Genomic DNA, 276 nt, shown 5'->3' with positions numbered 1-276 from the left:
ACTACCATCGGCGCTACGGCGTTTCACTTCTGAGTTCGGCATGGGGTCAGGTGGGACCACCGCGCTACTGCCGCCAGACAAATTCTTTTTCAAATGCCGAACTTTAACCGTATTAAGTGGTGCTGATACCCAGAGTCGAACTGGGGACCTCACCCTTACCAAGGGTGCGCTCTACCAACTGAGCCATATCAGCACACTAAATTTGATGCCTGGCAGTTCCCTACTCTCGCATGGGGAGACCCCACACTACCATCGGCGCTACGGCGTTTCACTTCT

1 tRNA gene and 1 rRNA gene are annotated in these 276 nt (G+C 54.0%); both read right to left on the bottom strand.

From position 1 onward, the window contains the following. Window positions 1-78 (bottom strand): 5S ribosomal RNA (gene rrf, locus ACLJNW_RS24775); the annotation flags it as partial. Window positions 79-117: 39 nt separating this feature from the next. Continuing rightward, a tRNA-Thr gene (locus ACLJNW_RS24770) sits at window positions 118-193 on the bottom strand. Window positions 194-276 lie beyond the last annotated feature (83 nt).

The sequence above is a fragment of the Salmonella sp. SAL4457 genome, assembly GCF_046548235.1.
In the GTDB taxonomy this organism is placed as follows: domain Bacteria; phylum Pseudomonadota; class Gammaproteobacteria; order Enterobacterales; family Enterobacteriaceae; genus Salmonella; species Salmonella enterica.
This window is presented reverse-complemented; position numbering and strand designations above follow the sequence as displayed.